Annotated in this window: 28 protein-coding genes and 3 pseudogenes; 16 read left to right on the top strand and 15 right to left on the bottom strand. The window is 42.6% G+C overall.

The window, feature by feature from the left end:
- Positions 1-139: 139 nt before the first annotated feature.
- The 7 genes and pseudogenes from ACFE90_RS17365 to ACFE90_RS17335 all read left to right on the top strand — a co-directional run.
- Entirely contained in the window at positions 140-2,692 is a 2,553-nt protein-coding gene (locus tag ACFE90_RS17365) for a beta-propeller fold lactonase family protein (RefSeq protein WP_375502619.1), read from the top strand.
- Positions 2,693-2,787: 95 nt separating this feature from the next.
- The gene (locus ACFE90_RS17360; RefSeq protein ID WP_375502617.1) at positions 2,788-3,315 is read left to right on the top strand and encodes a PEP-CTERM sorting domain-containing protein; all 528 of its coding nucleotides are present in this window, start codon (positions 2,788-2,790) and stop codon (positions 3,313-3,315) included.
- 84 nt (positions 3,316-3,399) lie between these two features.
- A pseudogene (locus ACFE90_RS17355) lies at positions 3,400-3,649 on the top strand (VOC family protein); the annotation flags it as partial.
- A gap of 553 nt (positions 3,650-4,202) precedes the next feature.
- Entirely contained in the window at positions 4,203-4,358 is a 156-nt protein-coding gene (locus tag ACFE90_RS17350; RefSeq protein ID WP_375502615.1) for a hypothetical protein, read from the top strand.
- Between the two features lie 725 nt (positions 4,359-5,083).
- A complete protein-coding gene (locus ACFE90_RS17345; protein WP_375502613.1) occupies positions 5,084-7,009 on the top strand; it encodes an alkaline phosphatase family protein in 1,926 nt (641 codons plus the stop codon).
- Positions 7,010-7,267: 258 nt separating this feature from the next.
- A complete protein-coding gene (locus ACFE90_RS17340; RefSeq protein WP_375502611.1) occupies positions 7,268-7,444 on the top strand; it encodes a hypothetical protein in 177 nt (58 codons plus the stop codon).
- A 12-nt stretch (positions 7,445-7,456) separates the two neighbouring features.
- Positions 7,457-7,615, top strand: a pseudogene (locus ACFE90_RS17335) (SDR family NAD(P)-dependent oxidoreductase); the annotation flags it as partial.
- A 156-nt stretch (positions 7,616-7,771) separates the two neighbouring features.
- Here ACFE90_RS17335 and ACFE90_RS17330 read toward each other — a convergent pair.
- The 12 genes from ACFE90_RS17330 to ACFE90_RS17275 form a co-directional block, all read right to left on the bottom strand.
- Complete coding sequence (locus tag ACFE90_RS17330) at positions 7,772-8,278, bottom strand: DUF1993 family protein (protein ID WP_375502609.1); 507 nt, start codon at positions 8,276-8,278, stop codon at positions 7,772-7,774.
- 806 nt (positions 8,279-9,084) lie between these two features.
- Positions 9,085-9,471 carry a RidA family protein gene (locus tag ACFE90_RS17325; RefSeq protein ID WP_375502607.1) on the bottom strand — a complete coding sequence of 129 codons (387 nt, stop codon included), beginning with the start codon at positions 9,469-9,471 and terminating at the stop codon, positions 9,085-9,087.
- A gap of 35 nt (positions 9,472-9,506) precedes the next feature.
- Positions 9,507-11,690: a plasmid replication protein, CyRepA1 family gene (locus ACFE90_RS17320; RefSeq protein ID WP_375502605.1), complete on the bottom strand. Its 2,184-nt coding sequence runs from the start codon at positions 11,688-11,690 to the stop codon at positions 9,507-9,509.
- 12 nt (positions 11,691-11,702) lie between these two features.
- The gene (locus tag ACFE90_RS17315; protein ID WP_375502603.1) at positions 11,703-12,974 is read right to left on the bottom strand and encodes a DUF3854 domain-containing protein; all 1,272 of its coding nucleotides are present in this window, start codon (positions 12,972-12,974) and stop codon (positions 11,703-11,705) included.
- 26 nt (positions 12,975-13,000) lie between these two features.
- Positions 13,001-13,459, bottom strand: a complete 459-nt coding sequence (locus ACFE90_RS17310; protein WP_375502601.1) for a DUF1392 domain-containing protein — start codon at positions 13,457-13,459, stop codon at positions 13,001-13,003.
- Entirely contained in the window at positions 13,456-14,466 is a 1,011-nt protein-coding gene (locus ACFE90_RS17305) for a DNA cytosine methyltransferase (protein WP_375502599.1), read from the bottom strand. The genes ACFE90_RS17310 and ACFE90_RS17305 overlap by 4 nt, the downstream gene beginning before the upstream one ends.
- Positions 14,463-14,861 (bottom strand): hypothetical protein, encoded by a 399-nt coding sequence (locus ACFE90_RS17300; RefSeq protein WP_375502597.1) that lies wholly within the window; start codon positions 14,859-14,861, stop codon positions 14,463-14,465. The genes ACFE90_RS17305 and ACFE90_RS17300 overlap by 4 nt, the downstream gene beginning before the upstream one ends.
- A gap of 316 nt (positions 14,862-15,177) precedes the next feature.
- Positions 15,178-16,008 (bottom strand): hypothetical protein, encoded by an 831-nt coding sequence (locus ACFE90_RS17295; protein ID WP_375502595.1) that lies wholly within the window; start codon positions 16,006-16,008, stop codon positions 15,178-15,180.
- 100 nt (positions 16,009-16,108) lie between these two features.
- Positions 16,109-16,498 (bottom strand): hypothetical protein, encoded by a 390-nt coding sequence (locus tag ACFE90_RS17290; RefSeq protein WP_375502593.1) that lies wholly within the window; start codon positions 16,496-16,498, stop codon positions 16,109-16,111.
- Positions 16,499-16,523: 25 nt separating this feature from the next.
- Positions 16,524-16,724, bottom strand: coding sequence for a hypothetical protein (locus ACFE90_RS17285; protein ID WP_375502591.1), 201 nt, complete (start codon positions 16,722-16,724; stop codon positions 16,524-16,526).
- Positions 16,717-17,043, bottom strand: a complete 327-nt coding sequence (locus ACFE90_RS17280; RefSeq protein ID WP_375502589.1) for a hypothetical protein — start codon at positions 17,041-17,043, stop codon at positions 16,717-16,719. Before ACFE90_RS17280 ends, ACFE90_RS17285 begins: the two co-directional genes overlap by 8 nt.
- 101 nt (positions 17,044-17,144) lie before the next feature.
- Positions 17,145-17,957: a hypothetical protein gene (locus tag ACFE90_RS17275; protein ID WP_375502587.1), complete on the bottom strand. Its 813-nt coding sequence runs from the start codon at positions 17,955-17,957 to the stop codon at positions 17,145-17,147.
- Between the two features lie 167 nt (positions 17,958-18,124).
- Between ACFE90_RS17275 and ACFE90_RS17270 the strand changes: the two genes are divergently transcribed.
- From ACFE90_RS17270 to ACFE90_RS17260, 3 genes are all read left to right on the top strand, one after another.
- Positions 18,125-18,304 (top strand): hypothetical protein, encoded by a 180-nt coding sequence (locus tag ACFE90_RS17270; protein WP_100903382.1) that lies wholly within the window; start codon positions 18,125-18,127, stop codon positions 18,302-18,304.
- Positions 18,305-18,484: 180 nt separating this feature from the next.
- Positions 18,485-19,423: a hypothetical protein gene (locus tag ACFE90_RS17265; protein WP_375502585.1), complete on the top strand. Its 939-nt coding sequence runs from the start codon at positions 18,485-18,487 to the stop codon at positions 19,421-19,423.
- A gap of 2 nt (positions 19,424-19,425) precedes the next feature.
- Positions 19,426-20,187, top strand: coding sequence for a class I SAM-dependent methyltransferase (locus ACFE90_RS17260; protein ID WP_375502583.1), 762 nt, complete (start codon positions 19,426-19,428; stop codon positions 20,185-20,187).
- A 345-nt stretch (positions 20,188-20,532) separates the two neighbouring features.
- On the opposite strand, the gene ACFE90_RS17255 is transcribed toward ACFE90_RS17260, so the two are convergent.
- Both ACFE90_RS17255 and ACFE90_RS17250 read right to left on the bottom strand, forming a co-directional pair.
- Positions 20,533-20,904, bottom strand: a complete 372-nt coding sequence (locus ACFE90_RS17255) for a hypothetical protein (RefSeq protein WP_375502581.1) — start codon at positions 20,902-20,904, stop codon at positions 20,533-20,535.
- An 804-nt stretch (positions 20,905-21,708) separates the two neighbouring features.
- Complete coding sequence (locus ACFE90_RS17250) at positions 21,709-21,945, bottom strand: hypothetical protein (RefSeq protein WP_104899511.1); 237 nt, start codon at positions 21,943-21,945, stop codon at positions 21,709-21,711.
- Between the two features lie 138 nt (positions 21,946-22,083).
- Here ACFE90_RS17250 and ACFE90_RS17245 point away from each other — a divergent pair, with 138 nt between their 5' ends.
- From ACFE90_RS17245 to arr, 6 genes are all read left to right on the top strand, one after another.
- Positions 22,084-22,365: a hypothetical protein gene (locus ACFE90_RS17245; protein WP_375502579.1), complete on the top strand. Its 282-nt coding sequence runs from the start codon at positions 22,084-22,086 to the stop codon at positions 22,363-22,365.
- On the top strand, positions 22,353-22,592 hold the full coding sequence (locus tag ACFE90_RS17240) for a hypothetical protein (protein WP_375502577.1): 240 nt from the start codon (positions 22,353-22,355) through the stop codon (positions 22,590-22,592). Before ACFE90_RS17245 ends, ACFE90_RS17240 begins: the two co-directional genes overlap by 13 nt.
- Positions 22,570-22,968, top strand: coding sequence for a GNAT family N-acetyltransferase (locus ACFE90_RS17235; RefSeq protein WP_375502575.1), 399 nt, complete (start codon positions 22,570-22,572; stop codon positions 22,966-22,968). Before ACFE90_RS17240 ends, ACFE90_RS17235 begins: the two co-directional genes overlap by 23 nt.
- 62 nt (positions 22,969-23,030) lie before the next feature.
- A complete protein-coding gene (locus ACFE90_RS17230; protein WP_375502573.1) occupies positions 23,031-23,171 on the top strand; it encodes a hypothetical protein in 141 nt (46 codons plus the stop codon).
- A gap of 21 nt (positions 23,172-23,192) precedes the next feature.
- Positions 23,193-23,471 carry a hypothetical protein gene (locus tag ACFE90_RS17225; RefSeq protein WP_375502571.1) on the top strand — a complete coding sequence of 93 codons (279 nt, stop codon included), beginning with the start codon at positions 23,193-23,195 and terminating at the stop codon, positions 23,469-23,471.
- A gap of 307 nt (positions 23,472-23,778) precedes the next feature.
- Positions 23,779-24,249, top strand: coding sequence for an NAD(+)--rifampin ADP-ribosyltransferase (arr, locus tag ACFE90_RS17220; protein ID WP_375502621.1), 471 nt, complete (start codon positions 23,779-23,781; stop codon positions 24,247-24,249).
- 309 nt (positions 24,250-24,558) lie between these two features.
- Here the strand turns inward: arr and ACFE90_RS17215 are convergent.
- A pseudogene (locus tag ACFE90_RS17215) lies at positions 24,559-25,338 on the bottom strand (transposase); the annotation flags it as partial.
- Positions 25,339-25,402: the final 64 nt, after the last annotated feature.

Genomic DNA, 25,402 nt, shown 5'->3' with positions numbered 1-25,402 from the left:
ATTTTTAGCGATCGCTGGTTTTTGATCCTACCTCACCAAATCGCGTTGCTCCCAAGCCGAATGGGTTTTTGTCTATGATGTCACTAGCGGTAAGTTAGTTAAAAGACAACAGATTAATATTCCTAATACCTATAACGGTTTGGCTTGGGCTAAAGATGGCTCGCACTTCTTTGTCTCAGGCGGGATTGATGATCGCGTGTATGTTTATGCATCTAATGGTAGCCAGTACGTACCAGATGCCCCCTTTATTTTACTAGGTCACAATTCTAACCAAACTGCCCCCTTCCCTAAATATGATGGTGGTTTGTTGAAGGATACGCCAGCTAAGGATGTGAGTACAGGAGCAGTTGTAGCGGGTATTGCAGTTAGTCAAAATGGCAAGACCTTAGTGGCTGCAAACTTTGAGAATGACTCTATATCAATCGTTGATACTCCTACCCGTAAGGTAACTAAAGAAATTAAGTTCTTTAAGGCAGGCGATAAAATAGCAACTGGTGAATTTCCTTTTGATGTAGCTATTAAAAGTGCAGAAAACGGTCAAGCAGCTAAAGTTTTTATTAGTAGCCAGCGCGATAACGAAGTAGTTGCTGTTAACATTACTTCTGGACAAATCACCCGTATACCAATAGGTAGCCAGCCAAACAAAGTACTGCTTTCGCCCGATCAAAATCGACTATATGTAGCTAATGGTAATGATGACTCGATTTCAGTCATTGATACAAATAACAATAGGGTTGTTCAAACCATCTCTCTGTCTCGGCCAGGTGATAAATACAAAGGTGGCAATCCCAACTCTTTAACTCTCAGTCCCGATGGACGAACACTTTATGTTACTCTAGGCGGCGAGAATGCGATCACTGTTGTAGATTTGCAAGCTGGTCAGGTGAATGGACGCATCCCCACTGGCTGGTATCCAAATTCTGTAAGTGTCAGCCTTGATGGTCAAAGACTTTACGTTGTCAATGCCAAAAGTAATTCTGGCCCCAACCCGTCAAACAATCGAACGACACCAGCAGGACTTACACGTAACACCAATTTTAAAAACGATTACACCTGGGCTTTAGAAAAAGCTGGTATCTCAATTATTCCAGTGCCAAGTAGCAGTACTTTGGCTATGCTTTCAACGCAGGTAGACAAAAACAATGGTTTTTATAATCGTCGTCCTGACCGCATAATGAGGTATTTACAAGGCAAAATTAAGCACGTTATCTACATAGTTAAAGAAAACCGTACCTACGATCAAGTACTCGGTGACTTACCTATCGGTAATGGCGATCCAGCACTTACCTTGTTTCCCTATAAGATTTCACCCAACCATCACAAGCTGTCCCTTGGTTTTGCAACTTTTGATAACTTCTACGACAGTGGCGAATCTAGTGGAGTAGGTTGGAACTGGTCTACTTACGGTCGTACTACAGACTACACCGAAAAAAGTCAATCAGTTCTTTACGGTAACGCTGGCTTTAACGGCTTAACCTACGATTACGAAGGTACAAATCGGAATATCAGTCTTGGACTACCGCAAACTTCCTCGAATAACTTGCCAATCAATACCCGTATAACAGGAGTTTTAGATCCTTCTGGGCAGTCTTCCATATTACCTGGAGACAGGGATGTTGATGCTCCCGAAGGGGATGGTAATCTTGAGCCGGATGCCATTGGTGGTTATTTGTGGGATACTGCGCTACGTGCTGGTAAGACTGTACGCAATTACGGTTTCTTTGTTGATAACGGAATTCCTTACACTACTACCCAAACCGATTCTACTAAACCCGATCCGAAAAACCCAGCTTATATCCCCATTTCCCCAACCCCCTACGCTGATAAGATTCCTCAAGCTCCCGTTACTAAAACTGCATTGTTGCATAAAACCGATCTTTATTTCCGCTCATTCGATCAAAATAATGCTGATATTTATTTGTACAACGAATGGGAAAGGGATCTTAAGCAAAATGGATTACCCAATTTAATGCTTGTGCGTTTATCTCACGATCATTTTGGTTCCTTTGGCACTGCTTTATTTGGACTAAATACACCTGAATTGCAAATGGCAGATAATGACTATGCTATTGGCAAGCTGGTAGAGAAAATTTCTCATCTGCCGGAGTGGAAAGAAACAGCAATTTTCATCATTGAAGATGATTCCCAGAATGGGCCAGATCACGTTGATTCCCACCGTTCGTTAGCCTATGTTATTTCACCCTACACAAAACGGGGTGCGCTCATTAGCACTAACTACAACACCATTAGTATATTGCGGACAATGGAGGATTTGTTAAATATTAAGTATTTGGCAATTACTGATGCTAATGCTGAACCAATGTCAGATGCCTTCACTAGAGAACCGAACTTTGAGCCTTACACAGCGATTGTGCCAGGTAACTTGTGTGCTACACCTGTAGATCCGAAACTAGTACCAGCTTGCCAAGATCCTAATGTTGAAAATACAGCAGCTATGCCCATTCTAAATGATGCAAAATGGTGGGCTGCTATGACCAAGGGTTTCAATTTTATCGGTGAAGATAACCTTGATGCAGAAGAATTTAACGAAATTCTTTGGGCAGGAATTAAGGGCGGTAATATTCCTTATCCTGAAAAACGTAACGGTAAAAACTTACGGCAAAACCGCGATCAACTTCTAAAGGATTGGCAATTGAGTCAAACGAATAACTCTACTGGCGCTAAGAAGTAAGTCTTAGATGTCTGGTGAAAACGTAGAGACGTAGTACTGCTACGTCTCTACAGGGTTTAAATAGTTTATTTATCTAATGCAACAGGAAAATTGAGATGAAATTGTTTCAAAAATTAGCGCTCGCTACTAGTCTGATTCTGGGTTTAGCTACCTTAACTACTAAATCTGCATCGGCTGCAATTATTAATTATGCGTTCACTGTTGATAGTTCTACAACTAAGGGTAACGGTCTATTTAGCTTTGATGACGCAACTTTCACTAATGATAATATCCCAGTAGCGCCAGTTCAATCACTAACTTTTCAATTCGATAATGATCCCAATATTTACACCGCAACAGATGATGTTGAATATCCAGATTATCCCGTTGCATTTCCCACTGTCTCCTTAGCAGATAATGCACCAATTGGATTGCTGTACAGCTTCCTTGACAAAGCTAATCCTGATAAAAGTTACGAAATTACTGGAACATTATTTTCTGTTTCCTCCGAAACTTCCGATTCCGGTACAGTTTCTTATCGACAAGTACCTGAACCTAGTACTTTAGGTAGCATATTTCTTGTTGGCAGCATTGGCTTGTTCCTCAAAAAAAAGGTAAATTTAATTAAAAAGATTAAAGCTTAATCTATACTTGAGAGAGTGTAATGTGGTTGTGTTATAACCTACGTCCACTCTCTTAATAATTGCCACAAAACAAGCAAAATACCAATGAATACCAGTGGTTTTCATCATGTAGCTATTATTTGTTATGACTATGATCGCTCCAAAAAATTTTATGTAGAAGTTTTAGGATTTCCGATTATTCAAGAGACTTTTCGCACCGCAATAAATTCTTATAAATTTGAAACTGCCTCTGTGACTGGGTTTTAAACACCTGAATCCTTACTTATTCTCTTTCCCAAATCCTCCAAAACGGCCTAGTAAACCAGAGACTTGTGGTTTAAGGCATATTGCTTTTAATCCCAGAGAGCGGAGTCATGGCATAAATGGCGGCGATTGCTCTAGGATATCTGATGTAGGGTTGCCCAAAAATTTTTGTTGGTAGAAAAAGCTTACTCGTTCATGGAATACTTTCTTTGAAACGAGCAAGCACATACGATAACTACTACTGTGACATTACGAGTACAAATCCTCAAAGATAAATTTAGCCTTATAAGAAATTGACTGCGTTTGTTGCTTGCCATCAAAAGATTTTAGACGAATTTCTCAATGAGTTCTGGAATTACTACCGAGAGTTACTTGCTTACAAAGATTCTCCAAATCCGAAAACTGAAATTGAACTAAGGTCTAAATTTTGGAAACTTTTCGGCACCGAGACTGGTTATCAGCTTTTGGATGAGTGAAAACAACTAACTGCTGCAAAAGCGGACGAGTTGCTTTTAGTTTTAAAGCATCCGGAGTTACCATTGTATAACAATCCTGCGGAGTTAGCTGCCAGGACAATGGTGCAGCGACGTAACATTAGTTACGCTACCCAGACTCAATAAGGTACTAAAGCTTGGGATATTTTTATGACGCTTGTCGCTACTACTCGCAAGTCGGGTATCAGCTTTTTTGAGTATATGCGTCACCGTATTTTAAGAATTGGAGATGTTCCTTCTTTGGCAAGCGTTATTCAGGATAAGTCTTCTTCTCATCCATTTGGTTGGTCTTGGATACCTGAATAATTCCCTACCTCGAAATTTTGAGGGGATACGTAGTGTCTATATTTAATACTCAAATCCGATTCACTCTAGTCACATTTCTTAAGCAAATATTCTGTATTTTCCGCTACAAAATTAAATACGTTTACCCATGAACGGTATTGACTTATCTACCCCATCTCCCTCAAAATTTTTCACTCTCCTATTCATGCAATAATGCTATTTTTAGCTGCATTATCACATTATTTAAACATTAACAAATCCTTAACTTTGCTAATACTTTAAAAAAACTAGGCAGAAAATTATTATCTAAATTTGAAATTACCTAACTCTGAAGGCCTTGTAAAAATGGGAATTAACAATTATTGATAATCTTGGTAATTGCTCAAACGGCATAAAATCGTTCTGAATTTATTTTTGCTATATCACAAGTAATTATAAAGATTTGGTGAAGCAATATTCAATATACTTGTGTTGCTTGCATCGTTATTGATTTAATCAAATTTGTGCTTCCTAACAATAAGCAAAATCACGTAAGACCCACTACGAGCATTTCCTTCCGTGTATATTTGTAATCAATACCTATGAATGTATTTTTCTTCTATCTTTTCAATACTCTCAATGGGGTGATTCTGGGAGTCTTTAATAAATGCTGGGCGAAAGCCATTGCCAAAAGAAGTAGCCCTTGAACTCCGGATTTTTACAGATTGTTGAAATTATAAGCCATTTTTCCAATTTAGTTATACACAATGAAGAAAACACTTTTTGGGGTGTTGACGACGGCGATTTTTAGCAACACCCTTATTCCTGGTGTTCAAGCAATCAGTATCGGAAATACAACTGCTCAATTTAGTCATGTTCTAATTATTTCGATTGATGGATTGCACAACTCTGATCTATCAGTTGCTAATCTGCAATCTTCTTTGAAAAATATTAAGCGGTTGCAGAGAGAAGGTGTGACATACACTAATGCTTTCACTTCTGCACCATCAGATTCCTTCCCTGGGGAGCTAAACTATATCACTGGTGCTAAACCCGGCACGACAGGTGTATTTTATGATAAATCCTACAGTCGCGCCTTGTATGCCCCAGGCACTACTGCTGCCCAAATCACCGCAGGCACCGCCAAACCAGGTACTGTCGTAGAATTTGCTGAAAACGTTGATGCATCTTGGGCTAATGGTAAGGGTGGCACCTTAGATGGCGGTCAGAGATTTGATAAAACCCAATTGCCTGTTGATAGCAATGGCAACTCTGTTTACCCCAACCAGTACCTGAAAGTAAATACCATTTTTGACGTAGCTAGCGCGGCTGGATTACTTACTGCTTGGTCTGACAAGCATCCCGCAGCTTACACCATCCTCGCTGGAAATACACAAGACCCAACGAAGTTTAATTTGGCAACAGGTCAGGTCGGCAGCATTAGCGATTACTCTTCACTAGAAATTAACGCCGCAGTGGCAATTGATCCAACTAAGCCAGGACTTCTCCCAAGCACTCTTGGAGCTTTAGTTGATCAATCAACAGGTACTCCTTACTCCAACACCAACTCTAAAATCACGCCCACTTTCTTTAATGACGCGACAAAGGGTAATCCGGCTCTATTTAAGGCTCCACCTGCTGGTTTTAGCGCCAGCCAGTTTACGAGTGTAGCTACAACCTCAGCCTACGACGATCTCAAAGTTAAGCAGATATTAAACGAGATTGATGGATTGAACGATTCCGGCACTAAAAAAGTAGTCACTCCGGCAATTTTTGGCTTGAATTTCCAAGCTGTAAGCGTAGGCGAGAAAGAGACAGCCTCTCAATTTAATGGTGGCGGGATTGACAAAGACGGACATGCCCGTCCTGACCTCGTAAGTGCAGTAGCCCACACTGATGCCAGCATTGGTCTGATTTTGGATGAACTGAAAAAGAAAGGATTAGACAGTTCAACTTTAGTAATTTTGACCGCCAAGCACGGACAAAATCCCGTCCAAGATCCGACTGTTGGTTTGAGCAGTACATTTGATAGTGTTACTGGTGTTGCTGGTGGCGATGGAAACCTAACTGCTTTTGGTTCTCTCCTAGTAAGAAACGGCATCCAGATTGCTTCTGAGCGAGGTCAGGATACTTCCTCACTGATCTTCTTGAAAAATCCATCTGATGTCCGAAAAGCAGTAGCCCTGCTAAAGTCCAAAAATTACTCATTTGATAATACGATTGATCCAAATACTGGGGTGGTGTTTTCAACTGAGGATGCTGCTGCTCAGGGAAAGGTATTGTATGGTCAGAGCATAATCAATGCTGGCTTGGGAGATCCAAGGACAAGCGATGCCTTCGGCAACGTCAGAGACGAACGCACCCCTGACATTATTATTCCACTCAAAACTGGTTATTTTTTTGGTAAAGCTACCAAGAAGCGTGCAGAGCATGGTGGATTTACTGATGCTGACACCCACGTAGCCCTGATTGTAGGTAGCACTGGATTTTGCCACAATCTGCAAGGTAAAACTATCAGTCGAATCGTTTCTACTACCCAAATTGCTCCAACAACATTACAGGTTCTAGGTTTAAATCCTCAACGACTGCAAGGTGTTCAGATTGATAGAACCCAGACATTACCACTGGACTGTAGGGACTTTCAAATAGAAAAATACCGAATAGATAAAAAGCGCAGGGAGTACGAGGAATAAAAACTACTACATGAAAATACACATATGCTAAATATTACATAAATCCTAGTAATTCCCGCAATTATAGCGAATCGGTGTACCGCATCTCTCACGGTTTTCTCACCCCCAACCAAAGGTAGTAGTAGCAACGGAATTAATACTAGACTTCTTGCAGAAGTAGGGAAAAGGGTAAGGGGTAAAGGGGAAAGGGATAGAATTTCTCCTTACCCTTTAACCTTTACCCTTTCCCCAACATCTTGCAAAAGTAACTTTTGCAAGATGTCTACTGTATATCAGGTCGGTAACGCAGGTAGCTTACCAACCCAACCATCCTATATATTGCCGATGAGGGCGACGGTGTTCCTGCTGATGCCGATAAAAAAATTGCGAATTCCTCCCCTGACAATTGTTTTGGTCAATCTCCTAAAACCAGAATCACAAAAGTACCAGATATAATACTTGGTCGAGATCGCACCTTTTTCGCCCAACCTCACAAAATCGCGTTGCTCCCTTGACAAAGTGGCAATTGTAACAGGGGCATCGTCTGGTATTGGTGAGGCGACAGCATTAGCGCTGGCATCAGTTGGCGCTACGGTAGTAATTGCTGCCCGTCGGAGCGATCGTTTATGCCGTTACACAGCCGTCACACGTTAACGTCAACGAAATCTTGATCCGCCCAACTGAACAAGAACGCTAATCGACACACTCTTAAAACTCAATACTTCATCTTACGCAAGTTTTATTCGGAAATTCTCGAAAAAATTGCGTTATGTACTGCTTGGATTAAGGCTGCCCAAGGAAGTCTTGTTTGCCAAGTTCGACACCGCAGTGTCTGAGAATGTTATATGCTGTTGTGACATGGAAATAAAGGTTTGGTAAAACAAAATAGAACAGATATGGCATTCCTTGAAAAGAGAGAGTGTTGTCACGCATCTGTAGGGTAATTGTTTTCTCCTCTGAACCATCAATTTGTTCAGGTTTAAACGTATTTAAATGAGAGATAGTTTGATGAATACGGTCAAGAAGTTGAGGAAATGTAGTTTCATTGTCCTCGAATTTAGATGGTTCTATTCCTGCTAACCGCGCGGCACCTCTATTTACTATGTCAGAGGCAGTTTGCACTTGTTTTGATAATGGAAACATATCTGGGAATAGACGACTATTAATCAACACAGAAGGATCTATTTTCTTAGTTTCTGCATAAGCAGCACCTTTTTCAAGAATGTTTATAAGGTTATCCAGTGTGCGAATAGACACGGGTATTAAAGCTTGATACATTGAAATGGTCATTGAGATTTCTCCAGAAAAAGTTCAAACGACTTTGAGCCGCCCCATCTAATATTAGGGGGGATTGACCAGAACAATTGTCAATGGGCAACTCTACGATACGCTAAAAGCGAACGCCGCGCTGCACGGGAGCAATTCGCAATGGGCTGCGCCCCGCTACGCTAACGCAATTAAATACAAGAAATCTTTTAATTATTTAATTGTTAATTAACGGGTACAGAACCAACACTGATTTATTCGCGCAGCGTCTGGTAGAGAAGATTCAATTTATTTACATGGAGCCAAGCGCAATAAAGCGAGGTTGAAAATGCGATGTTTGAGGAATTAACACAGTCAACTATTCTATAGCTTGAGTAATTTAAGCCATCCATTGCACCCAATCAGGCGCAGATATAACCAGTTGAGCAAACTTGTCTGGGTCAAGATCCTCAAACTCCAGCATCACACCCAACCGCTCATCAATCGTCAGGGTACTGAGTAATTCCTTTACAGCACCAACCCCGTATCAACCCGTTCAATAGCCAGCCGAGCGTAATATTTAACCCGTTGCCACCAAGAATCACTGAATTCTGCATCTGTGTCCATACCCCCCGATTATTACTTCCATCTATTTCATTGGGGGGTATGGACGGCGGCAAATCAGGCAAGGGGGCAGGGAGCAACTTTCAAGGGAGATAATTTTGCAGTAAGGCTTCCCCTTTTCCTATGTCTTTTTCCCCCTGGTCCCATGCTTTCTAGCGGCGGGTTGTTTCTCAGCAATACGAGTAGCCAAGAAGTTACGTGATTTGTCACAAAATTGCTCCTCAAACCTAGCCGCTAGTTTTTTTTGCTGTCACCTCTATCTCAATCCGCATTCTAGGATCTGAAAGCCCTGCAACAATCATTGTTGCTGCTGGTCTGACATCTCCTAAATATCTACGAATTACTGGCCAGCTTTGTTCAAAGTCTTCTCGAATCGGTAAAATGTAACGAACTCGCACTATATCCTGCATTACCAGTCCTGCCTCTGTCAGTGCAGCATTAATATTTTTAAAACACTGCTCTGTTTGTTTTACAACATCATCAGATATGGTCATCGAACTGTAATCAAAACCCGTGGTACCAGAAACAAAAACCCAGTCTCCATCAACAACTGCTCTAGAATAAGCAATTTCTTGCTCAAAGATAGAACCAGTAGATATGAATTGACGACTCATTTAATTGTGGAATCTCCTTCCAAATGTATCTACAATTAAACCACTATCAACCAATCGCACACCACAGACCTACACCCGTCAGCAAAGCTAACCCAAACCTGCCACTGGTTCAGATACCCATTCCAGTAAGGCTCTCCGTCAGCAACGCCAATAGCCGAGCCTATTGTGGAGACTAACTGATTGTAGAACAAGCCAGCGCTGTCCAAGCCTTGCTGCAATTTCAGTTTCAGCCCTTTCCAGGTTTGTCCTTGGGGACTGGACACCACCTCTTCTAATATTTGGGAGGTTGTGTCAATCACTGGTGTGGTTAACACTATATTATTCATGACTGACACAAACTCACGATTTAATGCTTTATCCCGATTTAACCACTGTCCAAAAATCGAATCACGCTGATCGTTAGGGACAACAAACTGATAAACGCACTCTCGATTTTCACGCTTACCCAACCGACCCACATAGTCCAGTTTCAAATCAATCTTGGCAAGTAACTTCTGTGCGATCGTTATGGAAGTAAGTTTTTCTGAGATAGTCACGTGAAGGTAATTCTTAATAACGTGCCGATGCGTTACAGCCAGTGCCTTAAACTCCACCATCTTCTCGTCGCTGCCACGTAACTGAACATCTGGTGTAAGAAACTGCAACAGATTCAGATTTTCCAGTAACAACACAGCAGGCAATAACTGCCCCTTGTTAAAGTCCGGCTTCCAAATCGAATTCTCCCCAGCTTCTAATTGCGCTGCTGCCCGTTTAGCATCACGGTTTGTCAGAAATTCCCGCCCCAGGGTCAAATAGTAGTGCATTCTCAGTTGAGGATACCACCCATCGTCATCTTTCTCGACCAAATCAGGGGTTACGTCAATTTCATAGCGACGGGACAATTCCGCATTGCGCTGCTGATGTCGTTCGGTTTTCGTTTTCGCCCGTTTGTCTTGCAGTTTTTTTAGTTCAGTTGGGGAGAGTTCGACAGAATCCGCGATCGCCTGACACTCCGCAGCATACAATTCAACAGACGCGGCTTTAACCGACTCGATTACTGCCCCACTTTCATCGTCATCAGCATCGTCGGCATCAATAACGATATATCCATCTTCGACCAAACCCGCAAGCACAGATTCTCTATAACGCCGCATCTCAACGTTAATCACAGAACCACGCTTACCCCAAGTCTGCAATGACTCTGGCTGGAAGTTCTGGTCAACAAAGCTGTAATCGTCATTGTCCGCCGCCGACAATAGCGCAATGTTAGCCTGTGTAGCAACGTGTTGGCTTCTGAGCAATCCTCCTATGGATGTAGAACCATTGCCAACAACCGACATGCCCCACTCTCTAACCCAGATATGACGGTCAACTGTCTCCCTAACCCTTGCCAACATCTGACGCACGGAGTTAACCGGCTGCACACCTTGAAATATCCCCCAAACAGCATCAAAATGTCCTCGAATGTCGATGGATACGCCAGTTTCTAAACTTGGGGAGGCGATAACTAAATCGTACTGGGTAAGAATTTCGTTCAGATGAGCGATACAACCAAACGCTGCATGAGATGGATCAGCAACGGATTCGCTGTCTATTCTCAGTATCCGCAGGTGTGGGAATTTGCGGCGAAAACGTTCTTCCAATGCTTGCGTCCCCCACTTAGACTTAGCCTTTTGAGCAGAGCAACATAGTAAATGATGCCCACCAAAAGCTATCGCCTTGTCCAGTGCCGCAATCAAATTCTTCGGATTACTACCAGAATAGTTGTAACAGTTGCCAGCTACGTGCCGATAATTGTTGACGATTACGAACGGATTAACACGATATTCACCAGCGAGTGATAAAACATACTTTACATCTGTATCTGACACATCCGCACTAGACAAGTAAATCTTTCCTTGACTGCTGCCCAAAACGTTTTGTACCAGTTGTTTGAGGTTTTTGAGAACAGATACCCGACGCTTCTGCACTTCAGTACCAGAATTGAGCAAATGCCAGAATACTTGGTCGCATTCATCAATAATAATGACATCATTCGCCCAGTCGTTAGGGTTGAATCGCGCCTGAGTTTCCTGATGCAGCGAATCCACACACACGCCATATCCTAATAATGCACCTGTTTCATTGGTGCGAACTTCTGTGACATAATTCACTCCAAAGCGATCGCATAATGCCTCACCAAGTTGAATCCGATGGGTGATGATTAATACCCGTCTCTCTTGGTCATGTGCTTTGGCCACCTCAGTTGCCAGTCATTCGGTTTTACCAGTTCCCTTGGGAGCCTTGAGGATAATCAGCTTTTCGCCTTCGGGGACGAGAAGCTGGCCCAAGAATCTTTGGTTGAGTGCGATCGCTGGAGGATAAGTCAGTAGAGTGAACAGCTTAATCTCCCACAACTCCAGTGCAACGGCAGTGTTGTAGAGTGCATCAAATGCCAGCTGACCCTTGACAACAATAAAATCATCAACCCCTTTCTCTTGGCCAAAAGGTAAATCAATCACTCGCAGCGAACAGCCCTCATTTACCAGCAGCCGTCCCATGCGACTGATAGCAGTTCTCACCCGTTGGACAGTCTCAGGTTTATTGTCTTGGTCAAAGCAAATGTTAACCTGTCTCCCCTGTGTTGCGAAATATTTTAAGTCGGGAATCAGAAAGGGTTTACCAATGTTTCGACTCTGCTCAACACAAGTAGCGTTGCCGTACTCATCATGGGGTGTGCGGTATCCAGCGTTAACGCCAGGAATTGCGATCGCTGCATAACCAGCAGTCAGTAACGCCCCTGCTTTTTTGACACCTTCCACGATGGTCACTGGTACGTTGTGCCGCCAAACCCAATGCCAGAAGCCTCCAGGATGCTGTAGGTCTTCTTCGGTGATAGGGATGCCGCAACGTAGGGAGACTTTCACCCAGATACGATTTGGTACTAAGAGGAAAAAAGCGCGTGTCTCTTCTCTGTAAGGATGCTCGTACTTGATGAACTTGTGAATTTTCTGGCGGTCACGTCGGGGATGGTCGGGTTTGAAGCAGCCCCACATCATCTGTGCGTAGTTGTTGAGGGGGTCAATGCCATTGCACCACCAGCCGCCTAGTTCAATATGCTGGTACTTATTCAAATCGCGATCGCGTAATCGTCCATCGTTGCGACGGGAGACTTTGGGACTGTAGAGCAAGTATTCGTAGGGTAACGTTCTGTAGAATGAACGGCATACCAATCTTGCTTGCTTGGTACAGTATCTACCAGCTTCGTAAGCGTAGTACTCTAAGATAATTGCGATCGCAGTGTCGGGAATACCACTGGTTCTCCAGTCAGTTAGGTTCGCGGCATCAAAGGTTTGCTGCATAAGCATTTGAGCCAGTTTAGAGGGTTCCAGGTTCGCGCTTTCTAATGCTTTACCGATAGCTTTATCACTAACCCCAGCAAGTCTTGCAGTTGCCCAAAGGCTAGCTTTCGCTTGACCATTAGCGTCAACTTCAATCTCTTGTTTTATCTGTTCAATGATTTCGACGATTTCAATTTGTGACATAACTTTAGTTGTGTGATTAGAAAGAATTAAACATTTACCCGCAGCAAACTTTTCTCCCCAACTAATGAGAAACGATTCGATATAGTCGGTGTCTTAATTAACGTTGGTGACATCAATTCAACAAGGTAAAACCAAGAATAATGCACCAGCGCAATCCCCAAAATCAGCCGTTGCTTTGTTCCCTTATTGTGAGAACTGAGCATCACTCTTTCGCCCAAAACAAAAGCAGGTTTTTGCACGTTGAGAGTTTCTAATTCTCCAGTCCCAATGATTTGGTTTTGTGTAGCGTGAAGAATTTCATTACGGCAATCAATTGAATAAATCCAACATTCGTGTTTCCACTGAATACCGCAGCAATAGCCGAATGTTCTCGTGGTTCTGAGGTATACTCTTTCCAGTAAATTGACCTCAACGGGTGGAATTGTTCGACCCCAAGGTGGAGAAAGATACCAACTTGTCTTCAGAGCATTAATATTGTCAATCATGAGTTTTTCTGTTGTTGGGATAAAATTCTTTTGAGTCGGTCAAAAATTAGTGCAGCGCATTGGGGGACAATGGCATTCCCTAAAGCTTTGATTTGCTCTGTGTGTTGTCTTCTGATGGCTTGGTATTCTGCATAGAGTTGGCGATATTCTGCAAGCTCATTGCTCGTAAGCGCTGCAACTTCATTACGAGTGAGCCGATTGAAACTGGGGATTGTGGTAGCACACAGCCAAGGGTTAAGTCCTGGGTGGGTAAGCAGACATCCGTCCAACCCTGTGGCACTCCAATCATCGCCTCTACCAGATGTGGGTTGAGCGCACGCGCTGTATTTAACTGAGGGGCTTTGTTTCGGTAGCCTTGGATGTTGTCGCTCTTGTCGCTGTATTGAACACTCCAAGGCATTACCGCAGCCGACAGATGCAGCGTTTGTCCCGCTTTGTGTGTACTGACTCCAGGATGTACCCCGTCTTGAGCTTTGGGAGTGGGCAATAATCCACACTCGTTCTCGCAAGTGGACGGCTCCCACCGAAGCTGCCGAAATAATTCCCCATTCAACATCAAACCCCAACGAGGTAAATTGCCACAGTATGGAACGGAAAAATTGACTTCCTTCAGCAGTGAGCAATCCGGGTACGTTTTCCACAATCGCCCATCTCGGTCGAACTTCGCGCATGTTTTTAAAGAACTCTCCGAACAGGTTGCGCTCATCTTTTGACGCTTGACGTTTTCCGGCGAGGCTGAAGGGAGGGCAGGGGAGTCCGGCGATAATCCCATCAACTTTTCTAGTTCCCACTCGGTAAAGAGACTCAGTTGTGATGTCATGAATGTCTGGGATAATTGGAATATTTGGGAATCGCAGATGTAGCAATTGTTGGCAGTAGGAGTTAATTTCACAAAAAGCTACAGTCTCGAAACCGCCGCTAATCAGATGACCAAGGGTAAAACCGCCAATGCCAGAGCAGAGGTCAAGGACTTTTTGAGTGTCTTGGGAAGTAATTTGCTGTGTCATTCCAACCTCCCGACCAAGTACTCGATAGCATCTTTATCAATTGCAGCAATGCGGTTCTTGATACGTTGAGGTGGGTTTTGAAGAAATCGTTTTAAGTCTTTGCTCTTGATTTGGTGATATCTGCCAGACCGCCTATGTGTACGTATCCACCCCTTTTTTACCCAACTCCAAACAGTAGCCGAATTGAGTTGTAGAACCCTAGCAATTTCGCAGCAGTTGTAGTTATCAAGGATTGGACGTGCGGAGTATCCTAAAAAGCGCAATTTGTGTTGAATAGCTGATGTTGAGCGGATGTATCCCCTTCTTTTCAGCCGATATACTATTTGTTTGACAGTGTTGAGACAAGCCATTTCTTCAATGATTGCTACTTCTTCATCAGTCCATTTCGTATGCATTTATTACCTCCAATGTTTAGGCAGATTTAGCATCAGAATGTTATTTGACAATCTGAGCGCTGATAGATTCAAAATCCACCTGATAAATATTCAAATCAATCAGCATTTACCTACTGTTGTATAAGTCTGTAATGTGCTGCTTTAATGCCGACTCCGAGAGTCCATCAGGAATATTTAGGTGCGCTTCACGGGTGATTTTATCTACTACTGTGACAATGACTTTCATGGCTAATTCCTCTGGCGTTAAGTATTCAGGAGTCAGGAGTCAGAAATCAGAATAATTCTGAATCCTGACTCCTGACTTCTGGTTTTTGATTTACATTGCCCTAGCTTTTGCTGTTTGCAACTGTTGCATCCATGCGTTAATTGCAGCTAATTCATCAGCACCGCTAACAACAGCATCAAGAACTAGTTTTTGATACGAAGACTCGGCATGATTAGGATATTCACACTTGTCTGCCGCCCAAGCCAAACACATGGTCTTGATTAGTTCATTAATCTGGTTAATATCAAGTAAGCTTGGGCGGTCAACATCCTGGAATTGCAACCACTCTCTGACCAAATCAAGTGGATAATCAAGCAAAGTGCGAATATTTTTAATTCGTAGGTCTTGAGGATGTACTGCTTGAGGGACTACGCTGAGTTTTGGTGTGGATGGAGTAGTAGAGGATATGCCACCTAAAAGAGATTGAATATCACGAATAATAGTTGCCCAATCCAAATCTCTACTCCATTCCCTGTAAATCTTGGTCTTACTTGCAGCATCGTAAAGATTACAGAAAACCGTGTTTTCGTCACCAGCATTAGCAACGATAATCAAGGGTTTAGAAAAATCTTGGATTAATGAGGTAGCTAGAAGAAAGCTTTTAGCAAAATTGGTTTTAACACCAGTTCTTATGATGTAAAGTTCATCAGCACTCACGACAATATCAAGTTTGAGATTATCCTTGCCTTTGAACTCTTTAGTAGTCAATCGCAGTTCTGATAAATACCCAGTTAATGCCCTTTGGGTAACAGGAATTTTCTTATCCTGGCTGATATTGAACTTGTACCAGATGTAAGATTCACCATCTACTTCCCCCTGATTGACATATAAATAAATGGGTTCGGGAGGGTTGCATAAACCTAGTTTTATTTCAGTAACCATATTTTGTTGAACTGTGCAATAATTAGTGTTTTGTAGCGTAAACTTTCAGCGTTTTACGATTGCTTGAAGAAAAGCTGATATTCAAGCAATCGCTTTTCTACTAAACATAAGGTTCTCGATTACGCTCTAACTTCCATTGCAAATAAGTCAGGGCAGTTTGAGCATCAGCAATGTTTAAATCTGGCTGATATCCTGCTTCCAACACTTGTTTGTAGTCTGGGTGTACAGCGATTTCGGACATTAGAGTTTGAGCTTGTTCAACTAAGTAGTGGAGACTGGGGTTAGACATTTCAATGCCAAGCCGTGAACATAAATCCTCCGCCTTAACACCGAAAGTTCCTGGCTCAATCTCCGTTTCTAACTCTTCAAGGAGAGATTGAAAATTTGGGTGTTCATCATTAATTTCAATCTCAATCAAATCTGCACTTTGTTTAACGACGCTTGCCCAATCTGGCAAAGTAGTTGAAATGGTCTTCGCGTAAAGTTTCATGATTGTGTCCTTTGGGATTAATAACCTAAAAATCCTCGGCAATCTCCAACAAAAAGCCGCGTCCCGTGTTCTGTACTTTCACCAGTTCTCTATCCAGCAGTGTTTGAATGACTGAATCGGAGAATTGGAATTGTAGCCGATGCAATGGAACACAACCGCCGCAAAGCCGAATCGAACGCAGCAAATGATTGGCTCTACGGTCAAAACTGTTTGTAGAATTAGCCATTGTTTGCACCTTGAGTTAATACGGTTAACTGTCGGTTGAGAATGCTTATCTGTCGTTGATAAAAGTCAATCTCTGCGGTAATTTGCTTGAATAATTCTTCTGGTGTGAGCGGTTGGATTTGATCCTCTTGCAAGTACGATATCTCGTCAGAATTCTTGTTAGGCATCAATACATAACGCCATCCTTCATCAAATTGTTCAGCTAATTCAGTACCATTCGGGTAGTAATAAAGTCCCAGAATGATGCCGTCTTTAGTGCGCTGATCCAAAGCAAAGTGAGGGTAGCCCCAGTGTTGGGGAATTAATATTGTGGGTTGCATATTGATTGGTGAATGAAGGGACAATGAAGCAGAGCAGCAGGGGAGCGGAGGAGCAGAGGAGAGATTTGTACAGATTCTTTCCCCTCTGCACCCCTGCCTCCTTACGCCGTGACTAACTCCGTTCTCTCCAGCAGCCGTTGCAATTTATCGCCAGTTAGCTGTTCTAACGGCTGATCTAAAAAATAATCATCAAAAATGGATTTACCATCAGTAGACACGTCCACCATCGACAGCGATTGAACTACTTCCATTGCAGAATCACAGGGTATGCGCTGGGTTTCGTCTGCTGCGCGTGTGAACCACCAGTCGCCGTCAGTCTGTCCTACTTCGCCTAATTTCTCGTCATTTTGGTAAATGCCATCGTTGAGGATTTCGTAACCGTACTTCTCGCATTCGTTGAAAATCTTCGCCATGACTTCGTTACCAGTAGTGCAGGGCGTTGCAAGTTGTTCCTGCACTGGCAGTGTGCCATCTTTGTAATGAGTGCAGATGAAGCGATCGCAACGCATTAGCGTGTTGGCACGGAATAATTCTTTATCGTTGACCATGACTACCCAGCGTTGCGTTAAGTGGTTGTCGTCATGGCTGATGCTGGCTATCAGTTTGTCATCAGCGCAATATTCGTGATGGTCAAACGAGATTTCGACTATTCTGAGGGGTTCAGGAGCTACGGCTTGAGCTTGGTCGGCGATGTAGTTGTCGAGTTCGGCTTGGGAGATCGCTTGGTTGTCGGGGGCAGCGAGGGTGACTTTCTGAATCTTGCTTGCCTGATAGTTAACAATGGCACAAATCCAGGCATCCTTGCAGCGTTTGTCGCTTACTTCGACTGTGCAGGCAATTTCGCTGTAGATTTGCTTGAGTCGGGCAATGGATTTCAGTTGCAGCTGTTGATAAGTGTAGATAGCGTGAGTCATAATAAATCAGTTCCTAACGGGACAGAAAGCGCTTCAGATTGACCGTCGGTAGCGCTTTCTTTATTTACATGGTAGCACTACTTTAATGCTACTAAAACATCTTTTTTGCATTAAAGTAGCATTACCCTCGTGCTACAATAGAGGAAGTATAGTTTTGGAGTAGTGCTATGGTGTTGTCGGTGGTTACAGCCAAAAAGCGAATATCGCTTTATTTGGACGAAGCATTAAAGTCAGACTTAGAACGGCTAGCTAAGATTAGGAAGCGTTCTCTGTCAAATTTAATAGAAGTCCTTTGCGAAGAAGAGTTGGAGCGTGCCAGGAATAATGGAGAGTTAAAGGATGCTTGACCTCAAGCCATTAACTTCCGCGCTATTTTCAGTGACTCTACAGAAGTGATCGCTTAGGGGTTCAGTTGAGGTTCTGGCGGTAGAAGCTGAAATTAGCCGCTCTTAAGCGTTTGTAGCCCTGACTACAGCCATAATGAGAGTGAGCCAGTCTGAGCAAATACCCTTAATAAGGGTGAAATCATGGCTAAACCATCCTCAAAGCCCAAAAAATCCACCTTCTCTTCATCCACTGACAGCACATCACCAGATAATCTTGCTCAAGAAGAAGACCCAGCTACAGCAACAATTACCGTTACTGCTATTGAAATTCCCGAATTAACCGAGCAGGAAATTAGTGAGCGCTTGCATTTAGAACGCAAGGTGGAACGTGCATTTTTTGAGGCAGGCAAGGCATTGGCTCAGTTGCGCGATCGCAGGTTATACAGATCCACTCATCGCACATTTGAGGAGTATTGTCGTGATAGATTTGGATACACCCATTGCCGAGTCAATTATCTAATAGCTGGTTCTGTAGTATTTGACAACATAGTGGCGGGAACAAATTGTTCCCAAAACGAGGAAATAGACAAAACTCGACTTAACCCCTCACGAATCCTGCCGACTAACGAAGGACAAGTGCGCCCTCTGGCACAGCTAGAACCCCAGCAGCAGGTTAAAGTTTGGCAACGGGCAGTACAGGAGGCTGGCGGTAAAATTCCCAGTGCCAGAATCGTAACTGATCTAGTGCAAAGAATTATGGAACGTACTAAAGTACCCAACACCTACCAAATTGGTGAAATCTGCCAAATTTTAGCCAAGGATAATCCCGAACTTAGGGGCAAAGGTGGCTGCTGGGGCATCGTTAATCAGGTGAATGATTTTAGCTGCACTGTAAAACTCTGGGATGGGGAGTATACCGTTGGTTTGCAGCACCTCAAATCTTACAATTACCTGCCTGCCGAGTGTGAACAGATGCAGTTAATCAGCGATCGCATTACGCGGTTGAGGCAAAACGAGAACTTGGAAGAAGCTAGTCGTGCGGTGTTGAAATATTTGGGAGAACTGAAGCGACCGTATTTAACCCAGGTGGAACAAAAACTATTAAGTTTGATAGAGCTTGAATGTGACATGGAAGGCTAAAGATGACACTGACAAAATATGGAGCCTTATGCACGGAAGTATATGATATTAGCAAGCCCATTGGTGGACAATATCCTGACGTTCCATACTACATAAAACATCTTTCCAAAATTGGTGGCAGAATTCTCGAAGTAATGGTGGGTACAGGACGATTACTCATCCCACTGTTAGAAGCAGGTCTTAACGTTGAAGGCATCGATGCTTCACCAGATATGCTTGCTTGTTGCCGCAAACATTGTTTAGAAAGAGGTTTGGAGCCTGTCATTTACCAAGGTGAGGTAGAGAATCTGGACTTGCCTGGAAAGTACAATGCAATAGTCGTGACCTTTGGCTCGTTCATGTTGTTGCCACGCTCTGCTGCTATCGCGGCATTGCAAGCCTTTGCACGACACCTGGAACCACAGGGGCTGATTTTTATTGATTTGGAACTTCCGGTTGAAGATTTCAAAACCCAAAATATTGTTAAGCAACGGGAGCCAATTGAGTGTGCTGACGGCTCAATCATCCTCATGCAATCTTCTTCTAGTATTGACCCCTTAGAGCAACTGAACTTGACGCTCATTCGCTATGAAAAGTGGTTAAATGGCAACCTCATAGCTACTGAACTTCAACGTCTTCCACTGCATTGGTTTGGCAGGGATGAATTTATATCCTGTTTACAAGAAAACGGTTATAAAAACATCACTTTGTGTGCTAACTACACCCCAGATTTGCAGCCCACTTCTTACAAAGATACTCTATGTTTTTCAGCATTAATTCCATAGATAATCATATTTAATTATTATGTTTAGAAAGGCTTCAGTTGATCGTGAGAACTTGACATTACAAATATACTGTTGGGCTGAAGCATCTCAAGTCTTACAATTACCTACCTGCGGAGCGTCAGCAAATGCAGGTAATTTGCGATGGCGTAACCGCCCACCGTAGGTGATCGCATCAGTCGAGTGTATTCTAGTGGGCTGGAGGAGTCGGTGCTGAGGTTTTTGGAGTCGTTGGGGAAGCTGAATCGTGCTTATTTGACTGGACTGGAAGAGAAAGTGCTGAGTCTCTTAGAGTCGGAAATTACATATAAAGGAATCTGGGGGTAAGGCAGGGATTTATGTGAGCGATTAAGTCATTGTCAATGGAGTTTGCTGTTCAAGCCGAGTTTGTAAATCTACAATCAGGTTTTCTCCACTGCGTCGGGCTGACCATACACCAGAATACTGCAAACCTATATTCCACTCTCCTTGCATATAATCTTCATTTTCTGAAACCATGCCTGTATATCTAACTGGTACAGGTGAGGTAACTAAATAACGTTTAGTAAAACTGACAGTGCGCCCAATTACCTCGCCATTGACCTGAGCTTCTCCTAAATAGTTGTCATCCAAAATGGAACCACTAAAAGTATTTCCACTCTGAACAAAGGTTGCTTCAAAGCGACTAGGAATGTCATCTTGCCAGTAAGTTCCTAACCAATTACCGCTAAGGTCTGCCATATTGTTTCTTAGTAAAGATGTCTATGCGCTTACCCGGATTGAAGTAATTGACGCAGCAGGTAGTTTACTCGCTATTGTTAAGCTGAAACCGTCAACCGCCCAACTCTATCGATATTATCGCTGTTGAGTATTGCAGTAAACCCTAGTAAAATACGCTAGCGTGGCAAAACTAGCTAGAGCAAAAACTTAAACGTAGTAAATTCGTTATTATTGAAAATTTTGGTTTACCTATTTACGCCTATTTCAATCATGAAAAATCTACTCTAGCAAGTTTTACCACTCTAGAAAATACGACAGTACAAGGGGGAAGTTAGGGGTAGTATTCATTGGCGAATGATTATTAGGAATGGCAAGGATTACTCACAGGCGTACTATTATTATGAATTTTAGAGTCAGGGCAATCGCTTGGTCGAGTCGTGGAAGTACATTCCCAAGCGGTTACTGAAGCGGATTCAGGAGATGGAGTGGGAAAAAACGGCAGTGAAGGAGATATTGCAGTTATTGGGAGCGAAAAAATGATAATTCTGAAGCTGTCACCCCAACGGCTGTTGAAATCTTTGGGCTAATCAGCCAAAACAGAGCAATCACCTTTTATTAGAGCGAAAAGGTATATCCCGCTTGAAAACGTGAAACTCTTGCTGTGGCTAGGTGTAGACGGTTGGGTGCAGGGTGTAGGAAAAAAAATCAGAAAAGCCAAAATTAAGTGCAACCTTAATAAATTCCTTTATTACTAAACCCCACACCCATAGGTCTTATAGTCGATTTAGCTTTAAGGGGCGTGCCATTCGGTTTTGTAACAATGTACTAAGGATGAATAATGCCGAAGTAAATAGCGACAACACTTAGAATAATCACGCTAGTAACCAGGGTGAGGGCAATACGAAATCCCTTGTTAGGCAATTGTTCGCGGGTAAGCACGCTATCTGCTTGTACCTGAGTTAATGGCTCAGTTTTTGATTCGGGCTGAATAGGGGAAGTAGTATCCTTTGACAAAGGAGCTTTACTCTCGAATTTTGTTGTTTCAGCTTCTGGTGATTGCATAGATTTTTGTTGATTTTTTGAGCTATGTTTACAATTGTTAATAAAAATTTTAATTAATACCTCTTTCTTAAGAAAAGTTTTGGTCGGGAATATACTTCTACTAAAGGATTAGTAAATGTAAAGCTAAACCTAATTAATGTGATCTGGACGAAAACAAGAGGTTTAGCAGACGGTGTACAACGAGCCAACGGCAAAGTACCCTCACACCGGATCGTCAAAAATGTTGTACAGCGCATCATGGAGCGAACCCAAGTACCCAATACCTACCAAATTGGCGAAGTGTGCCAAATTATAGTCAAAGACAGCCCGGAACTCAGAGGCAAGGGTGGGTGTTGGGCAATTGTCAGCGCAGTGAATGACTTTAGTTGCAGCGTGAGAGCCTGGGATGGCGCGAGTACACCATTGGGTTGCAGCACCTGAAGTCCTTCAACTACCTGCCTGCCGAGTGTGAGCAGATGCAGGTGATTTGCGATCGCATCAGTAGATTACGGGAAAACGAGAACTTGGAAGAGGCAGCCCGTGCTGTGCTGAAGCACTTGGGGGAGTTGAAGCGGCCGTATTTGACTGCTGTTGAAGAGAAGCTGTTGGGTGTGATTGAGCAGGAATATGGCGTTAATGAAGGAAATGAGCCGATTGCACATTCGTGAAGATGACTTGACAGGTAAAAATATTGCTGACCTTCTGAGGGAACATCTCAAAAACATGCATGAGATTACCCCACCCGAAAGTGTTCATGCTCTTGATATAGAGGCATTGCGTTCGCCTGATATTACTTTTTGGACGGCTTGGGATGGCGAAGAACTGCTTGGATGCGGGGCATTGAAAGAACTAGATTCAAGAAGCGGTGAAATCAAATCAATGCGTACCGTCAAGGCTCACCGACGTAGGGGTGTCGCCTCAAAGATTCTGGAACAGATTATTAAAGAAGCCCAACGGCGTGGTTACGATTGCTTGAATTTAGAAACAGGGGGTAATTCCAGAATTCGCTTCAGCACGAGCCTTGTATACACGGTATGGGTTTGAGTACCGAGGCCCCTTTGGTGAATACATTGATGACCCGAACAGCGTATTTATGATGAAAAAGCTTGCTTGATTGGTTAGTAACAATTACCGTTACTGCTGTTGAAATTCCAGAGTTAACCGAGCAAGAAATTAGCGATAAGCCTGACGCATGGCTACGCTTACCGCTTGCACCTGGAGCGAAAGGTAGAACGGGCGTTTTTTGAGGCGGGAGCACTTATGGAGTTATGCGTTCGTCCTTGACGTTGCCGAAGGCAGTAGAGGAAGCGGGTGGTAAAGTCCCAAGTGGTAGAATCGTCAAAGACATTGTGCAGCGCATAATGGAGCGAACCAGAGTACCAAATACCTACCACTTGGGCGAAGTATGCCAAGTTTTAGCCAAGGACAACCCCGAACTCAGGGGTAAGGGTGAGTGTTGGTGTGAGGTAAAGGTTATTTGCAGCCGCTCAAGCGAACCGTTAGCAGTAGTTACGATGCACTTCAACAGACTAAGGACAAGCAACTAAATCGAAATTACAATCATTACGAGACAAAGTAATCATGGAATTCAACCCAAACAACAATGTTGTTAAACTCTGTCTTCAAGGTATGGGCATGGAAGAAAAAGGCAAACCAGAAGAAGCAAGTAAACTGTTTCTTCAAGCCTGGAACGAAGCGACATACGACTTTGAAAAATTTATTTCAGCCCATTATGTAGCTCGATATCAGAAAAATATTTCTGACAAATTAAAATGGCTCGAAACGGCTTTGCAGTTTGCATTAAAAATAAATAACAACACTGTTAAGAGTGCTTTCCCTTCTCTATATTCAAACATTGCCAAATGCTATGAGGACTTAAGCGACCCTGACAAGGCAAGAAAGAATTATGAATTAGCAACTTCGTTTAAGGATAAACCTTCTGACAAAGGCCCCTTTTATCATGGAACGAAAGCAGATTTGCAGGTTGGCGATTTGCTGACAGCAGGGGGCAGTTCTAATTACAAACTTGAACTCAAAATGAATCACATTTATTTCACAGCCCTTGTCAATGGGGCGGGACTAGCTGCTGCATTAGCAAAAGGCGATAAGCGTGAACGTGTTTATATCGTTGAACCAACAGGGGAGTTTGAAAATGACCCGAATGTTACAGACAAAAAATTTCCGGGCAATCCGACACGCTCATATCGCTCCCAAGCACCATTAAAAATCGTTGGCGAAGTCACAGATTGGGTGAGACAAACACCTGAAGAACTCCAAAAATGGCGTGAAAAGTTGGCCAATAACAAAGGAGAAATTATTAATTAATTTCTAAGATTCCCACATCCTGCTCACCGATTGAAATCAACGGCCTTATTTAACGGCTGTCGAAGAGAAATTGTTGACGCTTCTAGAGTCTGAGTACAGGATTGGTTAAGCCTCTGAACAATTATGGCAATTTTGCATCCGAATAAGTAGGAAGTGCAAAAATTACGTAGAATCTTATTTTGGAAGTAAAAAACAGTTTATTAGCAGGTTACAATCTAGCTTTGGTTGAGTACAATGTAGCAAAAAATATATTATTGTTACGGAAATAACTAGGACTTACGCATTGACAAAAAGAATCATCTATGGAGTCTAGATAATGCCATCACTGCTAAGGTTTGCAAAAATATGCTCACGTACAACTAACGTGAACATATTCCGTTGTACCTCGTACCAATTACTAATTATTTTTTCAGACCGCATAAACTCTAATCTAATAAAAGCTTGAAGTGAACAAAATATGTGAGTTTTGATTGCATAGGTATCTCTAACCATGAACCGACAAATTCCACATACTTGTTTTATAGCTCGATGAAAGGTTTCAATTCCCCAATGGGTATCATGAATTGTGATAAATTCATTTCTAGTTATCTCCTTGATTTTTTCCTCATCAGGCAGATATAAAATATAGTGTCTAGAGTCTTCTTTCTTGAAGTCTTTCCTAAACAACTTTATAAATCCAAATTCTTTCAGATGAGTTCTTACTCCTGACTCTGGAATCACCAAAGTACTTACCTGACAATACTTATGCGGCTCATTTGAGACAGTTCTATTTTTTTCAATTCCGAATAGAAAACCCAGCTTCTGGTTTTTTAGAAATTTTAAATTCTCTACTTCTGAATACCAACTATCTCCTGTTACTATTCTTGGCTTTACTCCCCAGCTTATTATTTCGCTCACCATTTCTCGAAAATAATCGTTTTTTGTTTTCTCCTCCTTTTTGTCATATATTCTGTAATTTATTGGGACTGAATTACCGTTAGTATCGCTGTAATATAAAGTGATTAAATTTAAGTCAATAATAGCTTTATGGGCTTTTCCTGACCAAAAATAACTGATTAATTCGGCATTTTTTGGGTCGCTGTAAATTTTTTATATAACACGCCTAATGTGAATTAAAGAGGTTGAGACTGGAAGGTGAGAACATTGATACCAA

It is taken from the genome of uncultured Nostoc sp., from assembly GCF_964245445.1.
Lineage (GTDB): Bacteria > Cyanobacteriota > Cyanobacteriia > Cyanobacteriales > Nostocaceae > Nostoc.
The sequence above is the reverse complement of the archived record's forward strand: the minus strand, read 5'-3'. Positions and strand labels throughout refer to the sequence as shown.

What these genes read in the sequence shown, in the direction of transcription:
- ACFE90_RS17300 (WP_375502597.1), bottom strand. Translation starts at nt 14,861, where the DNA reads ATGCATACGAAATGGACTGATGAAGAAGTAGCAATCATTGAAGAAATG.
- ACFE90_RS17225 (WP_375502571.1), top strand. Translation starts at nt 23,193, where the DNA reads ATGCGTTCGTCCTTGACGTTGCCGAAGGCAGTAGAGGAAGCGGGTGGT.
- ACFE90_RS17330 (WP_375502609.1), bottom strand. Translation starts at nt 8,278, where the DNA reads ATGACCATTTCAATGTATCAAGCTTTAATACCCGTGTCTATTCGCACA.
- ACFE90_RS17345 (WP_375502613.1), top strand. Translation starts at nt 5,084, where the DNA reads ATGAAGAAAACACTTTTTGGGGTGTTGACGACGGCGATTTTTAGCAAC.
- ACFE90_RS17235 (WP_375502575.1), top strand. Translation starts at nt 22,570, where the DNA reads ATGAGCCGATTGCACATTCGTGAAGATGACTTGACAGGTAAAAATATT.
- ACFE90_RS17360 (WP_375502617.1), top strand. Translation starts at nt 2,788, where the DNA reads ATGAAATTGTTTCAAAAATTAGCGCTCGCTACTAGTCTGATTCTGGGT.
- ACFE90_RS17285 (WP_375502591.1), bottom strand. Translation starts at nt 16,724, where the DNA reads ATGGCTAATTCTACAAACAGTTTTGACCGTAGAGCCAATCATTTGCTG.
- ACFE90_RS17305 (WP_375502599.1), bottom strand. Translation starts at nt 14,466, where the DNA reads ATGACACAGCAAATTACTTCCCAAGACACTCAAAAAGTCCTTGACCTC.
- ACFE90_RS17310 (WP_375502601.1), bottom strand. Translation starts at nt 13,459, where the DNA reads ATGATTGACAATATTAATGCTCTGAAGACAAGTTGGTATCTTTCTCCA.
- ACFE90_RS17350 (WP_375502615.1), top strand. Translation starts at nt 4,203, where the DNA reads ATGACGCTTGTCGCTACTACTCGCAAGTCGGGTATCAGCTTTTTTGAG.
- ACFE90_RS17270 (WP_100903382.1), top strand. Translation starts at nt 18,125, where the DNA reads ATGGTGTTGTCGGTGGTTACAGCCAAAAAGCGAATATCGCTTTATTTG.
- ACFE90_RS17315 (WP_375502603.1), bottom strand. Translation starts at nt 12,974, where the DNA reads ATGTCACAAATTGAAATCGTCGAAATCATTGAACAGATAAAACAAGAG.
- ACFE90_RS17275 (WP_375502587.1), bottom strand. Translation starts at nt 17,957, where the DNA reads ATGACTCACGCTATCTACACTTATCAACAGCTGCAACTGAAATCCATT.
- ACFE90_RS17325 (WP_375502607.1), bottom strand. Translation starts at nt 9,471, where the DNA reads ATGAGTCGTCAATTCATATCTACTGGTTCTATCTTTGAGCAAGAAATT.
- ACFE90_RS17280 (WP_375502589.1), bottom strand. Translation starts at nt 17,043, where the DNA reads ATGCAACCCACAATATTAATTCCCCAACACTGGGGCTACCCTCACTTT.
- ACFE90_RS17295 (WP_375502595.1), bottom strand. Translation starts at nt 16,008, where the DNA reads ATGGTTACTGAAATAAAACTAGGTTTATGCAACCCTCCCGAACCCATT.
- ACFE90_RS17265 (WP_375502585.1), top strand. Translation starts at nt 18,485, where the DNA reads ATGGCTAAACCATCCTCAAAGCCCAAAAAATCCACCTTCTCTTCATCC.
- ACFE90_RS17340 (WP_375502611.1), top strand. Translation starts at nt 7,268, where the DNA reads ATGTCTACTGTATATCAGGTCGGTAACGCAGGTAGCTTACCAACCCAA.
- ACFE90_RS17260 (WP_375502583.1), top strand. Translation starts at nt 19,426, where the DNA reads ATGACACTGACAAAATATGGAGCCTTATGCACGGAAGTATATGATATT.
- ACFE90_RS17250 (WP_104899511.1), bottom strand. Translation starts at nt 21,945, where the DNA reads ATGCAATCACCAGAAGCTGAAACAACAAAATTCGAGAGTAAAGCTCCT.
- ACFE90_RS17290 (WP_375502593.1), bottom strand. Translation starts at nt 16,498, where the DNA reads ATGAAACTTTACGCGAAGACCATTTCAACTACTTTGCCAGATTGGGCA.
- ACFE90_RS17255 (WP_375502581.1), bottom strand. Translation starts at nt 20,904, where the DNA reads ATGGCAGACCTTAGCGGTAATTGGTTAGGAACTTACTGGCAAGATGAC.